Below are 14430 nucleotides of genomic sequence, written 5' to 3'. Positions count from 1 at the left end.
AAAAACATGAAAATTAATATTCTGGCAATGTTAATACCGGCGCTTTTAATTGCCACTACTTCACACGCTGCGGAAGTTTATAATAAAGACGGCAATAAACTCGACTTATACGGAAAAGTAAAAGGTTTGCATTATTTTTCTGACAGTAAAAGTAATGATGGTGATAAATCTTACGTTCGTTTTGGCTTTAAAGGCGTCACCCAAATTAATGACAAACTTTCCGGCTACGGTCAGTGGGAATATCATGTTGCGGTTAACCACGCGGAAAGCGAAGGCACCGCCGATACCAAAACCCGCTTAGGCTTTGCCGGTTTGCGCTACGCCGGATTGGGTTCTTTCGACTATGGCCGTAACTACGGCGTGTTATACGATATCGGCGCGTGGACCGATATGCTGCCGGAATTCGGTGGCGACAGCTATGTAAAAACCGATAACTTCATGACTGGCCGCACCAATGGCGTTGCCACTTATCGTAACAGCGATTTCTTCGGTCTGGTGGACGGTCTGAAATTTAGCCTGCAATATCAAGGCAAAAACGACGATACTTCCCGCGGGACTTCGAAACAGAACGGCGACGGCTTTGGTCTGGCGTCCAGCTATGAAATTGGATCAGGCGTTAGCATCGGTGCCGCGTATACCTCCTCCAACCGCACAACCGCTCAGAAGGCTGGCACATTCGGTAAAGGCGATAAAGCTGAAGCCTTCGCCACGGGGCTGAAATATGATGATAACGGCGTTTATCTGGCGGCAACCTATGCCGAAACCCGTAATATGACGCCAATTTCCGGTACGGCCAGTATTAATAACACCCCAACATCAGTGAGCGGCTTTGCAAATAAAGCACAAAACTTTGAATTAGTGGCTCAATATCAGTTCGATTTCGGTCTGAAACCTTCTCTGGCCTATGTTCAGTCAAAAGGTAAAGATATTGAAGGTCTAGGCGATGTCGATTTGGTTAAATATATTGATGTAGGCGCTTATTACTTCTTCAATAAAAACATGTCTACTTACGTAGATTATAAAATTAACCAGTTGAGCAACGACAATAAACTGAAACTGAATAATGACGATATCGTTGCCGTCGGTTTGGTTTATCAGTTCTAAGTCTTCTGTAAAGCATTACCCTCATTTTATATGAAGTATTTTTCAGGTCATTCGCCGGGATTAATTCCCGGCTTTTTTATATGTTAATCTCATTCATACACAACATTAACGCGTCTCGGGAGCCTGGAGCAGCCAGTTATCTCGTAAAGCCCCGTTCACCGCCCCACGAGCCTTGGCTACAGATTTTCCTGTCGGGGGGCTGAAACTGCCCAGAGCGATCCAATGCTGATAACGAGGTTGGCCCAACGCTTTGTCCGCCTGACTCAATAAAGGTATCAACCGAATGCCAAAGCGATCCCGCGTGGGATAAGGCCAATCTAGGTTTTTATCGATATAAGGTGCCATAAAATCCAGCGCTTTCAGTAACCCGCTGCCGTTAGGCGTTTGGTAGCGCCATAAATCCAAATGCAGGTTGTTCGCCAGCGTAGCCAGTTGCGTCACTGCCTGTAAATTAAAGTCGCTATAATGGAAAGAACGCGTTCGAGCCAACTCCAACGGCTGTGCGCCATTGGCCTCCAACTGATAATTCAGCAGCGGCTTCATCTGTTCGGCCATGTCCAACACCAAGTCGTCACGCTGCAAATACCAGGCAATTCCGGCAACCTGCACTTTGTACCAACTGCCGTGATTGTTTTTAGCCGCCGCCTCTTTTTTTCCCAACGGGCTGGTTTGCAACCAATACAAATAATCCGTCATCCACTGATGCATTTGTTGTTCATCCTGCGCCGTCCAGCTCGGATTTTTACGCAGCATGATCAGCGAATCCACGACTCGGATAGCGAAATAACGTCCGTCCAGCACACCAGAACCTCTCCCTTCTGCCACGCCGGGAACGCCTTGAGCAAAATTAAGATTTGGGTTCATCCGCGTAGCCGGTACCAAAAACCACGCTCGGATCATCCCGACAGCTTTATCCGCATATTTTTGCTGACCGGAGAAATACCAGGCTAGTGTCAGAGCCTGCACCTGCGCGGTGAAGTCCGCCAGCCGAACGCCGTCGCTGTCCTCATTTTTACTGGCCGGATTAATGTCGCCGTCCTGACGAACCCAGGGTAAACCGTCAGGGCGCTGGCTGTCCGGCCACCAATAGGCGCTAAGACTGAGATAATCATGTTTAGAACCGCTGGGTGGCGTCATGCGTTTATCCATCACGCTCATATTTTCCCGCGCTAACGCCTTATCCGCCTGTCGAATTAGCTGGGAATACGCTTCTTGAGTGAGTTCCGGCGCCTGCTGCTCAGTAATAAGCTGCCGATTCTTCTGGAGATCTTCAGTAGATAAAAATGCATAGGGTGGGCTGGCGGCTGCGCTATGGCTTAGCAACCCGTAAGTCATCGCCAGCCCCAGAATACCTGGCACTGACCCTCGAATGTTCAATATTCTCAAGCGGGACTCCAAACCAATAACTGAAAATGCTGATTTATTCAGCATGCTATATCAGAAAAAAATTTTCATTGGTTTAAATGTGTCCAAATATCCTCAATCCATTGACGCCAAAAATACGATAGATAAAGACCTATTGATTGCGGGGAGTTTATCCCCATAGATAATGGGGCAAAAAACAGATTTAATCCTTTGCTTATCATCAGCCAGATCATGTTTACTAAACCACTCTTTCCCGTCCTTACCTGTTGAAGAATCATGCTAAAGCAAACTAGCCGTAACCCGTGGGCGTTAATTGGTGCGCTTTTCACGCTGTATTTCGTCTGGGGATCTACCTATCTGGTGATTCGTATTGGCGTAGAAAGCTGGCCTCCGTTGATGATGGCCGGGATTCGTTATCTGGTGGCGGGGATTATTCTGTTCAGTTTTCTGGCTATTCGCGGCCATCAGTTACCGACACCACGCCAATGGCTGGCGGCCAGCGCCATCGGAATTTTGCTATTAGCCATTGGTAACGGGCTGGTGACTATTGCTGAACATCAGCACGTTCCTTCCGGTATCGCGGCGGTTATGGTCGCCACCGTTCCGCTATTTACCCTGTGTTTTAGTATGCTGTGGGGCATGAAGAATACCAAACTGGAGTGGGCTGGCATTGGGCTGGGACTGGTTGGTATCATTTTGCTGAATACTGGCAGCAATTTACTGGGAAATCCTACCGGCGCGCTGATGATTCTACTGGCTTCGGCGAGCTGGGCCTTTGGTTCGATCTGGAGTTCCAAACTGGCATTACCCGCAGGCGCGATGTCTGGCGCGGCTCAAATGTTAGTTGCTGGCGTAGTATTACTGCTGGGCTCAACCTTAAGCGGAGAAAAACTGACGCAACCGCCAACCACCAGCGGAATTCTGGCATTGATGTACCTGATTGTATTCGGCTCAATGCTGGCCATTAGCGCTTATATGTTCCTGCTGAAAAACGTCCCTCCGGCGGTGGCGACCAGCTATGCCTACGTTAACCCGGTGGTGGCAGTATTGTTGGGCATCGGATTTGCCGGCGAGAGTCTGTCTCTAACCGAGTGGCTGGCACTGGCGGTTATTGTCTCGGCGGTCGTATTGATAACATTGGGCAAGTTTTTAATTGGTAAGCGTTAAAAGCCGCGCCCTTGTTTCGCTAAGGGAACCGTCTATAATTCCTGCTGTTTCGATAAAAAGTGAAAATATAACTATGCAGAAGAAATTACTGATCGCCCTGTTTGCGGTGATGGCTCTGAGTTCTCTGGGCGGCGTATTCCTGGCGGGTCTGAACATGTATACCCGTTCAACCACGCCGCAGGAAACCGAAACGGTACACTCTCCGCTGGGTGACATCGCGCCGGCCGGGATGTCTAACGCCGGTCAAAAGCAGCCTTAATCACTACTCTATTCATCATGCATCGCTGCTGTAAAAAGACTGTTAGCCCCTCCCCCATTCAACCACCTGCGAGCGGAGGGGGGCACAGCGAATAGACAGATCAACCCTCCGTTACTCTTTCAGTTCCTTAACAACGTCTGCATTGCCTTTGTCCAAATTATAACGCCCTGTCAATCATAAATATTTCTTAACTTTGTCAGACCGTTAAACGCCAAAAGGGCAAAGTGCGCGTCCATCGCTCTTTGCCCTTTAATACCACAAACAGAATTCTCTCTGCGGTTTGACGATCGGTAATGACTTATTCAGTACCCAAATATTATTTATTCAGTACCCAAATAGAGTATTTACCGTCTTTCTGCTCGGAGCCTTCCAGAATTTTCTCGAAACCTGGGAATTTTTCACCCCATTCCGCGATGCTCTGGATATAGCGCAGCCAAGGCTCATCGTTAGAACCAAAGCTTTCCCCCGGCATGATGATAGGGATGCCCGGAGGGTAAGGAATAACCCCAACCGCTGAAATACGACCCGCCAATTGATCAATCGGCAGCAATTCACACCGACCTGCCATATGATCCTGGAATGCTTTACGCGGCAAAGTAACCGGTTTAGGTAAGTTACTGAAAGCTTCAGATTGCAATTTATCCATTTCGCTGGTTTTCATGTGGGCGAACATGTCGTCACACAGGTCTTTCAGCCCCATTTTTCCATATTGCTGCGGGTAGTTTTTCGCCAAATTCGGCAGACACAGGGCAATTGGCGTGTTGTCATCGTAGTGCTGTTTGAATTCCAGTAATACGTTGATTAACGTTCCCCATTTCCCTTTGGTTACGCCGACTGAGAACAGGCACAGCACCATAAAATCGGTGGTCCGTGAAGGGACAATCCCTTTCTGACCGAGGTAGGCCGTTACCACCGCCGCTGGAATCCCTTTGTCCAGCATTTTGCCGTCGTCACCCATGCCCGGCACCATAATGCCGGCTTTAATTGGGTCCAACATGCACCAATCGTCTTCCAATTGATCAAAGCCGTGCCAGTTTTCCCCCGGTTTCAAAACCCAACAAGACGGGTCCGTTGCCAGCTGCTCGCGAGATGCCTGCGCAAACGGCACTTTCTTACCCGTTTTAGCATCGGTAATTTCCGGTGCGTTCCACGGCTTGAAGAACCATTCCCCTTGCTTAGCGAAAGTATCATGGGCTCTGGCCAGCGCCAGACGAAAATCGACCGCTTCGTTAATCACTTCCTGCGTCAAAGCGTGTCCTTGCTCGCCGTCCATCATCGCTGCGCCAACTTCGTTCGCGGCAATAATGGCGTACAGCGGAGAAGTGGTCGATTGCAGCATGTAAGACTCGTTAAAACGAGAATGCTCAATCGGTTTCTTACCGTTACGCACGTGGATATAAGAAGCCTGAGACAGCGCCGCCAACAGTTTATGGGTTGATTGGGTCGCAAACACCGTTGGACCATCGGGATCGTGATCCGCCGGATTACCGCGCATCGCGTGGCGATCCCGATACATTGGATTGAAGCGGGCATAAGCATACCAGGCTTCATCAAAATGAATCTGATCAACACTTTCCGCCAGCAGATCCTGCGCCTGTTTAGCGTTGTAGCACATACCGTCATAGGTACAGTTAGTAACTACGGCATAGACTGGTTTTGTACTGTTAGCCTGTGATTTCAATGGGTTTTGCTCAATTTTTTGCTGGATAGACTCCGGCTTGAATTGAGACTTGGGAATCGGCCCGATAATACCGTAGCGGTTACGTGTAGGAATAAAGAACACCGGCAGCGCGCCGGTCATGACCAATCCTTGCTCGATGGATTTGTGACAGTTACGGTCACACAGAGCAACTTCTTTATCTCCCACTACCGCCGCCATAATCGCACGGTTAGAACCAGAGGTCCCGTTCAGCATGGAATAGCTCATATGCGCCCCGAAAACGCGGGCGGCGTAAGCTTCTGAATCTTTGATCGGGCCGCTGTGATCCAGCAGCGAACCCAATGATTCACGTTCGATACCCGTATCGGTACGGAACAGGTTTTCACCGAAGAAATCGAGGAATTCGCGGCCTACAGCCGTTTTACTGAATGCTACCCCGCCCTGATGTCCGGGAGCGGCCCAAGAGTATTCAGGGTTATCTTCGGTATATTTAAAGAGTGCTTTGGTAAACGGCGGCAGCAGCTGTTCATAATATTTTACGATCAGCGCATGGGCGCGAGCGGCAATAAATTCAGCGGTATCTTCATGCATCCAGACAAATTCATTCACCAAGCGCATGGTTTCCAGGCTAAGGCTATTAATACAAGAATGCTCTGCCATCAGTAATACCGGCACATCCTTATTGCGGCGGCGAATTTCTTTTAGTAGCTCGGAAGCCTGGCTGTGGGAGGCATCGTCATTGCCACCGGATGTCCAATCAACAAAAATACAACACAAAGAAGAGTCTGAAGCGACCGTAGCGATACCGTCTTCAAAGGTCGCGGCGGCAATAACATTGAAATTAATGTCCCTCAGGGCTTCAATCAGTTCGTTAACGGCTCGTCCATTCGCGGTATTGGCTTCGAGAATATTACTGTCCACCACCAAAACGTTGCGTTTTTTGTGACGACTTAAATCAATCATCGTAGTTGTCCTTGTTATAAGACCAAAACATCAGATTTATGCTTCCCCGCCCCTTTCGGCGCGGGGTGATGAATTAATTGCTTTTATCCAATGGAGCATCCAGCGGGAACGGGTTTTTGTGGGTACGGTTATAGTTAAATGTATAAAGCGCAGTGATAACCATCAGCACCACAAATGACCACATCACTTCTTCTGCACCGGAGCCCACCACAGCCCAAATACAGTACACAAACGCAACCATGGTAATGGCGACATAGGTCTTGATCTGTTTGCCCAAATGCCCGTGCCCCAGTAGTAGCAAGGCCGCACAGGTATAGATATAAGGCACCAAAGTGAATATGACCGAAACAGAAGAGACCAGACCAAACTCTTTCGCCGCGTTTGGCGAAATGCTGCTGATTTGGAAGATAGTCATTAATACGCCAAGAATAAGCAACCCGGCTACCGGCGTACCGGCTTTATTGACCTTACCGAAAATCGGCGGGAACAGGCCGTCATCCGCCGCCGCTTTGGCGGTTTGACCGGCTACCAGCGTCCAGCCCCCCAGTGAGCCTAGACAACCGGCTGCAGCACACAGGGAAACCACGGCACCCGCGGTATCACCCAATGCTAAACGAGCCGCATCACCGAAAGGCGAGGCAGAAACACGCAGCGCGGCGTTCGGGATCATCCCCATAATGGCGGTACTGGACAGGACGTAACATACCGCGGCGATCAATACGCCACCGACGGTAGCAATAGGTACGTTGCGTTTAGGATTTTTAACTACCCCAGCGGCTACAGAGGCGGTTTCAACCCCAATAAATGACCACAAAGTCACGTTTAAAGTGCTTTGAATCGCGCTGAAAGTCCCTAGTCCGCTGACGTTCCATGCCTCCATGTAGGTCTCGCCTTTGAACCAGAACCAGCCAAACAGCGCAACCCCAACAATTGGGATTAATGCCAATGAGGTGGCAACAGCCTGAACCCGCGTAATCATTTTAGGACCGACGATATTCAGCCCAACAAATATCCACAGGATCACTACGCAAGTGATGGTTAATACCATAGGTTCTTTTAAGATTGGGAAAAAATAACTGAGGTAACCGACCCCAATTACCACCATAGCAATATTCCCAATCCAGCAGGCCAACCAATAAAGTACGTTGGTCTGATACCCTAAAAATGGCCCAAATGCGCGACGTGCATAGGCATAGGAACCACCGGGACTATCATCTAAGGATGACATTTTTGCGTAAACCATCGAAAGTGCTAGCGCACCAATAATAGTGACCAACCATCCCCAAATAGCTATTCCGCCCGTTGAAGCCAAGTTAGCAGGTAAAAGAAAAACGCCAGAGCCCATTATATTGCCTGCTACCATCAAGGTGACAGGAATGAGGCCCACCTTTTGATCATCTGTAGACATAGGTAATCCTTACAAACCCCTAGGAATGGGATGAAATAATGAGTAATAACCGCATGCGTATTTAAAGATAGACGATAAAATTTATAAAGAAAGAAAATAAATTTTCTAAGGAAATTTTAATCCTGATCAAAAAAACATGACGCAACAACCAATTAGGTAGGTAAAAAATTCGTAAATTATCTAAATCGTAAAAAAACATTAATAAAAAATAGACAATCAACCAGAAAATCAGTCAACTACAACCAATTGAATTAAATCAATAAATTACTTAATATTACGAATTAAAACATACTCATCACAATTAATTAATATTTTTGACTTTATAAACCAGCCAAGCCATTGATTAATAGAATATGAATGTAATTCGAGCATAACCAATAAAATCAGATGTAAGATGAAACGTAATTTATAAAAAAATGTTTGTATATTTTTGTATGTATTTGTAAATACATGAATTTACAGTTATCTTCAATTAATTTAATTATAGGGAATGGCTGTATTTCTTCTAATAAATGAAACGACGCTGTATAAATAAACATATTAAAAATTAATTATAATCAAGCGAATTGATATAAATCATATTTGAGTCAACCCTGGTGTTAGACATTAATGATTTCAGACACGATTTTTATTTAACTGACTACAGTTAATAAGTAAGCAAATTAATACCGTTAATTAATTATTTTTGTTTATGTTATAAATTCGCCAAGCCCTGTCTGACCGCGATAATTCACATATCGTTAATCAGTGTATATTCAGAGAAAGAGGTGACGTGAAAATCCAGCAGCAATAGCCTCTCTCACGCTGCTGGCTCAGTTAGGGCCGCTTTAATTCCCTGTCTAATTAAGGTTAATTACCCGCTAGATATATTTACCGAGCAAACTAGTGGCAGTCCGGATGCCGCCAATGTACCAATAGCTCTTCTGGCTAAAGCATGCTATCGGCCCGCTGATGCACGCCTGAGCGATTCAATGCCTGCGTCAACACAGCCAGAATGGCAAAGCGTCACTTTGATGCACTCCGAATACAATTAAGAAGATCACCAAAAACTCCTGTGTATCGCTGAAGATAACAAGCCTGAATTACGGGTTATTCGACGGAGATACCGATTGTAACTCGCGCCAGGCCGCGAGTTTTCGCGTCCAACGTTCAAACAACATATCGGTAATGATAGCTAACAGCGCGACAACCAAAGCGCCCTGAATAACATAAGCAGTATTAAAACCACTTAAACCGATAATGATTGGAGAACCTAAGGTTTTGGTACCGACCGTAGAAGCAATTGCGGCAGTCCCAATATTGATGATCACCGATGTGCGAATCCCCGCGACGATAACCGGAGCGGCGAGCGGCAATTCTACGCGCCACAAAATCTGCCTGGCACTCATACCTACGCCTTGAGCGACTTCACGGGTGGCCTGAGACACGGATTCCAGCCCTGTCAACGTGCCTTGCAGTATCGGCAGCAACCCATAGAGTACCAACGCAATAATTGCCGGTTTCTCGCTAAACCCCATCACCGGCACCGCTATCGCTAGCACTGCCACCGGCGGGAAGGTTTGCCCTATCGCCACCACCGTTTCTACAACCGAACGAAATTCCTTCCCTGCCGGACGCGTAACGGCAATGCCTGTTGCAACGCCAAAAAACACGGCGATCAGGCTGGAAATCAGCACCAGCAACACGTGAGCTTCCAATAACGACCAGAACGTATCCTGTAAATAAATAGGGCGATCGAGATTGGGGAACCAGGCGGCAAATAGGCCATGCAGCGATGGCATGCCAAATACCAATCCCAGCAGTAGTAATATTGCCCAAATCAATGGATCGGTAACTCTACGCCATAGCCAACGGCAAATAGATGAGGTCATGGCTGCTCCTGACTGGCGATCAGATCGGAAAAATAGAGCACGCCGAGAGGCTGTGATAATTCATCGATCACCTGCAATCTATCGGCTTTACGTGAGACAAACAGCGAAAGCGCTTCCCGCAGGCTGGTTGACGCCAAAATCGGCTCTCCCGCCACGCTTTCCCCAACCCTCATACGCTGCGCCGCCCAACCAAGTGCCAACAGTTTGATCCCCAAATCGCTCCGGCCAAAGAAATCACGCACAAAATCGTTAGCCGGCTGCGTCAACATTTGAATTGGCGTGCCTTGCTGCACCACTTTCCCCTGATCCAATAGCACAATGCGATCGGCCAGATTCAAGGCTTCGTCAATATCATGGGTTACCAGCACTATGGTTCGGCCTGACATTTGGTGTATACGGGCAATTTCAAACTGTAACGCTGAGCGAGTCACCGGATCCAGCGCGCCGAAAGGTTCATCCATCAACAGCACTTCCGGGTCGGCAGCCAACGCTCTGGCAACCCCAACCCGCTGCTGTTGCCCACCCGAAAGCTCATGAGGATAACGGTGGCGGAACTGATCCGCATCCAGTTGCAACAGATTCAATAACTCCGTGACCCGCTGGCGGATTTTCTCACGCGGCCATTTAAGCAGTTGCGGAACGGTGCCGATATTTTGCTCTACCGTCCAATGCGGAAACAGGCCGATAGATTGAATCGCGTAGCCCATCCGACGGCGCAAATCTTCGGGTTTGAATTTTTGAATTTCTTCACCGGCAAAGTGAATTTGCCCTTCATCGTGCTCGATCAGCCGGTTAATCATTTTTAACGTCGTGGACTTACCCGAGCCAGAAGTGCCGATCAAGACGGTAAACTCCCCTTTGGCAATATCCAGTGAGAGATTATCTACCGCCAGTTTGCCGGCAAAATATTTACTAACCTGATAAAAATGAATCATCGGCGGGTCACATCCAGAAAAGAAACCATAAATTTAAACAGTGAATCAACAACGATGGCCATCACTATCACCGGTATAACGCCCAGCAACACCAAATCCAATGCGCTGCTTAATAATCCCTGAAACACGATAGCGCCTAATCCACCGGCACCAATCAGGGCTGCAACCACCGCTAACCCGACGGTTTGCACTGCCACAATGCGAATGCCCGATAGAATCAACGGCAACGCCAGCGGGATTTGCACCCGAACAAACAGTTGGCTACCGGTCATCCCCATTCCCCGCGCCGATTCCATCACGCTATCCGGTACGCTTTCCAATCCGGCAACCACGCTGCGAACCAACGGCAGCAAGGCATAAAGTACCAATGCAATAATTGCCGGAGCCAGACCGATCCCGCTCACTCCCAGCTTTGCCAGCCACGGCCAGGCTGCGGCTAACCCCGCCAGCGGCGCGATCAGCAAACCAAATAACGCAATAGAAGGCACCGTCTGGATGATATTTAGCACGGAAAAAATAGCGGTTTTCAGGCGATAAGAACGAAAGCACAGCATCCCAAGCGGGATTCCCAGCAAAACGGTAGGAATAACTGTCGCCAACAAAATTCCGAGGTGCTGCCAGAAGGCATCAGCGAAGACGTCCTGTCGGTTGGCATATTCCTTCATCAGCGACAGTTGATCCAACTGACCGATAAACAACAGAATAATCACAGGGGCGAGTACCTGCACGCTGGCTAACATACGCCACAGCGGGCTGGTAATTGCTCTGGAAAGGCTATCGACGGCAATCAGAAAGGTTAATCCGGCCATTAGCCAGAAAGCGCCGCTCAGCGAAGTGCGAACCAGGCTCTCTTCGCCACCGGAAAGCTGAAAGGCAGTAAATCCCGCCAACCAGACCAAACCGAATAGCAGCAACTCCGCCATCAGGACAATAACCGCGTAAATCCAAGGTTTAGGGGAAACGAAAGAAAGGGCAATCAAAGCGATAACGGGCAACAGCACTAACCCCGCAGGCCCATGTAATAAAGACAAGAAGGCAATACCCTGCCCTGAAATCAACCGATTCTGCGCGTGGCTGAGAAAAGGAAGCCCGGCACCTGCCAAAATCAGCAACGTCACCAGCGCCAGCAGCACGCGGTTTTTGACTAACATAAACAAAAAGTCTCCATGACCGGCTAAAGATGCAATCCGTCGCCGGTCAGTATTTCATTACGAGGATTAACCTTTGATAAACCCTTTCTCTTTTAGATAGCTCGCGGCAACCTTCTTCGCATCCTGTCCTTCGACGGCAATCCGCGCATTCAGTTTTTGCAGGGTTGAGCCATCAAGAGTTGCAAAAACCGGATTCAACACGGCAGGAATTTCAGGATGCTGCTTCAGCGTCGCTTCGCGGATAATCGGCGCCGGGGCATAAATCGGTTGAACGCCTTTAGGGTCAGTCAGCGTTTGTAAGCCCAAAGCGGCCACTGGGCCGTCAGTGCCGTAAGCCATAGCCGCATTCACACCGGAGGTTTGCTCCGCCGCCGCTTTAATGGTGACAGCCGTATCGCCTCCCGCCAGCGACAGCAGTTGGTCCTGATTTAATTTGAAGCCATACGCCTGCTCAAACGCAGGTAACGCATCTGGGCGTTCAATAAATTCTGCCGAAGCCGCCAGTTTGAACTGACCACCATCGCTTATCCATTTGCCTAAATCAGCCAGCGTCTTAAGATTATTTTGACTGGCTAAATCCTGACGAACCGCAATGGTCCAAGTATTGTTTGCCGGCGCTGCATCCAGCCAGACCAGCTTATTTTTTTCATAATCCAGCGCTTTGACTTTCTCGTAACCGGCCTGAGCGTTTTTCCACGCCGGATCTTTTTCATTTGAGAAGAAAAAGGCACCGTTGCCGGTATATTCAGGATAAATATCAATTTCACCCGCGCTGATCGCCGCTCGCACCACTTTGGTCGTACCCAACTGAGATTTGTTGGTGGTTTTAATATTATTGGCCTCCAGAACCTGCACAATAATATTGCCCAGCAGTGAGCCTTCAGTATCGATTTTAGACCCCACACGCACGCTATCTGCCGCCTGTGCTAGACCAGTCGTCAGGCTTAACATGATGGTTGCCAGTGCTATAACAGGTCTAAGGGTAAGGGTTAGTGCCATCGGTTTGCCTCTTATCATCGAAGGATTTTAATGAGTTACAGGGTTCTTTATGACCCAATAACTATTAACAAATCAATAACTATGTCGACTTTATTTGCCTTAGTCGTTCGTTTAATCTTCAGCGGCTATCCATTAAACCTACGCAAACTTAGCCACTTCTCCCAGCTATCATCATGATGGGTAGTCAGCCCCAAGGTCGTGAAACGGGTGAATTTCAACCTCGCTCGGCTGGCATGCATACTCGCCTAACCATACAGTATAGCCATTCACCACAAATCCCCCGCGGCGCTACTGATAAGCCCGTATTAATCCCTACCAAGGGAACGGGAAAAATTCGAGCCAACGCGCAATAGGGAAAGATAGTGACGAGAGAAAAGCCTCTGTGCCCAATTTAGATATATAGTTGTAAGCTAAATATTTTCATTAACCCACGGACAGGTGACTTTCGATGAACCCTTCTTTTCTGGTTAGCCCGCACTGGCTGGCTGAACATTTAGACGATAAACAAGTGGTTATTCTGGATGCCCGGCTATCACCGCCGGGGCTAAACCCTAAACGCGATATTCAAGCCGAGTTTGAGCAAGGCCATATCCCCGGTGCGGTTTTCTTTAATATTGATGAGGTTTCCGACCACAGTACCGATCTGCCTCACATGTTGCCCAGCGCCGAAGCATTCGGTGAAGCAATGGGTAAATTGGGTATCAACGATCAGCACACGATAGTGTTGTATGACGATGGCAACCTTTTCTCAGCCCCGCGAGGCTGGTGGACATTTCGCACTTTTGGCGCCCGTGACGTTCGCGTGCTGGAAGGCGGTATTGAACAGTGGAAACAAGCCGGTTTGCCACTGGAAAGCGGGCCAGCCAATCCGGCTCCACAGTGGTTTACCGCCACGCTAAACGAGAAATCTGTTAAAAATTACGAGCAGGTTCTCGCCGCTATAGACGAACCGGACACGCAGATCCTGGACGCGCGCCCGACGCCACGGTTTGCTGGCGCGGAACCGGAACCTCGCCCCGGCCTGCGATTAGGGCATATTCCCGGCAGCATCAATATTCCCTGGGGGCAGATGATTGAGCAAGGCCAGCTCAAATCGCCAGAGATTCTGCGGGATATTTTCCAATCTAACGGTGTCGATCTGGAAAAACCGATCGTTGTTAGCTGTGGTTCCGGCGTAACCGCTGCGGTACTGGCATTGGGGTTACACGCAATAAAAGCTCGTTCTGTATCTTTATATGACGGTTCCTGGGCCGAATGGGGTGCATCAGATTTTCTCCCCATTGAAGTTAGCCCCAGATAACCTCTACGATTATTAATAATCTAAATGGCCGGATTAATATCCGGCCACTGCGGATTTGGATAGATAACAAACGCCTCAAACAAAGTCTGGGCAGATATCAACTTCAACATTATGGCCATCAAAATACATTTTAGTTAACAGTTCAGGGGTAATTAATTTAGTTAATGAAAAAAAGCAAATAACATTCGTTTATACGAATATCAAATTTAATGAAGTTTAATAAAAATCCGCATTAGAAATAATAATAA

The 14430-nt window shown here is 48.3% G+C and carries 11 protein-coding genes; 4 read left to right on the top strand and 7 right to left on the bottom strand.

Translation table 11 applies throughout. From position 1 onward, the window contains the following. The first annotated feature begins 6 nt into the window (after positions 1-6). On the top strand, positions 7-1104 hold the full coding sequence (gene ompC, locus DBA33_RS06515; RefSeq protein ID WP_064512662.1) for a porin OmpC: 1098 nt from the start codon (positions 7-9) through the stop codon (positions 1102-1104). Positions 1105-1209: 105 nt separating this feature from the next. Here ompC and DBA33_RS06510 read toward each other — a convergent pair whose 3' ends face one another. Next, the gene (locus DBA33_RS06510; RefSeq protein WP_064512661.1) at positions 1210-2535 is read right to left on the bottom strand and encodes an alginate lyase family protein; all 1326 of its coding nucleotides are present in this window, start codon (positions 2533-2535) and stop codon (positions 1210-1212) included. A gap of 210 nt (positions 2536-2745) precedes the next feature. Here DBA33_RS06510 and yedA point away from each other — a divergent pair, with 210 nt between their 5' ends. Together yedA and DBA33_RS06500 are read left to right on the top strand one after the other, a co-directional pair. Continuing rightward, positions 2746-3636, top strand: coding sequence for a drug/metabolite exporter YedA (gene yedA, locus DBA33_RS06505; protein WP_120805944.1), 891 nt, complete (start codon positions 2746-2748; stop codon positions 3634-3636). Positions 3637-3709: 73 nt separating this feature from the next. Further along, entirely contained in the window at positions 3710-3895 is a 186-nt protein-coding gene (locus tag DBA33_RS06500; protein WP_064512658.1) for a hypothetical protein, read from the top strand. A 316-nt stretch (positions 3896-4211) separates the two neighbouring features. On the opposite strand, the gene DBA33_RS06495 is transcribed toward DBA33_RS06500, so the two are convergent. The 6 genes from DBA33_RS06495 to DBA33_RS06470 form a co-directional block, all read right to left on the bottom strand. Beyond that, positions 4212-6518: an Orn/Lys/Arg decarboxylase N-terminal domain-containing protein gene (locus DBA33_RS06495; protein ID WP_120805942.1), complete on the bottom strand. Its 2307-nt coding sequence runs from the start codon at positions 6516-6518 to the stop codon at positions 4212-4214. A gap of 73 nt (positions 6519-6591) precedes the next feature. Next, positions 6592-7926, bottom strand: a complete 1335-nt coding sequence (gene adiC, locus DBA33_RS06490; protein ID WP_064512653.1) for an arginine/agmatine antiporter — start codon at positions 7924-7926, stop codon at positions 6592-6594. A gap of 1082 nt (positions 7927-9008) precedes the next feature. Further along, positions 9009-9797, bottom strand: coding sequence for an ABC transporter permease (locus tag DBA33_RS06485; protein WP_162975172.1), 789 nt, complete (start codon positions 9795-9797; stop codon positions 9009-9011). Next, positions 9794-10732 carry an ABC transporter ATP-binding protein gene (locus tag DBA33_RS06480; RefSeq protein ID WP_064512650.1) on the bottom strand — a complete coding sequence of 313 codons (939 nt, stop codon included), beginning with the start codon at positions 10730-10732 and terminating at the stop codon, positions 9794-9796. Before DBA33_RS06480 ends, DBA33_RS06485 begins: the two co-directional genes overlap by 4 nt. Then, positions 10729-11883, bottom strand: a complete 1155-nt coding sequence (locus tag DBA33_RS06475; RefSeq protein ID WP_120805940.1) for an ABC transporter permease — start codon at positions 11881-11883, stop codon at positions 10729-10731. The genes DBA33_RS06480 and DBA33_RS06475 overlap by 4 nt, the downstream gene beginning before the upstream one ends. Before the next feature lie 66 nt (positions 11884-11949). Then, a complete protein-coding gene (locus DBA33_RS06470; protein ID WP_120805938.1) occupies positions 11950-12882 on the bottom strand; it encodes an ABC transporter substrate-binding protein in 933 nt (310 codons plus the stop codon). Between the two features lie 448 nt (positions 12883-13330). On the opposite strand from DBA33_RS06470, the gene sseA reads away from it, so the two are divergent. Further along, positions 13331-14182, top strand: a complete 852-nt coding sequence (sseA, locus tag DBA33_RS06465; RefSeq protein ID WP_064512644.1) for a 3-mercaptopyruvate sulfurtransferase — start codon at positions 13331-13333, stop codon at positions 14180-14182. Positions 14183-14430: the final 248 nt, after the last annotated feature.

Origin of the sequence: Yersinia sp. IP36721 (assembly GCF_003634395.1) — a bacterium.
GTDB lineage: Bacteria > Pseudomonadota > Gammaproteobacteria > Enterobacterales > Enterobacteriaceae > Yersinia > Yersinia entomophaga.
This window is presented reverse-complemented; position numbering and strand designations above follow the sequence as displayed.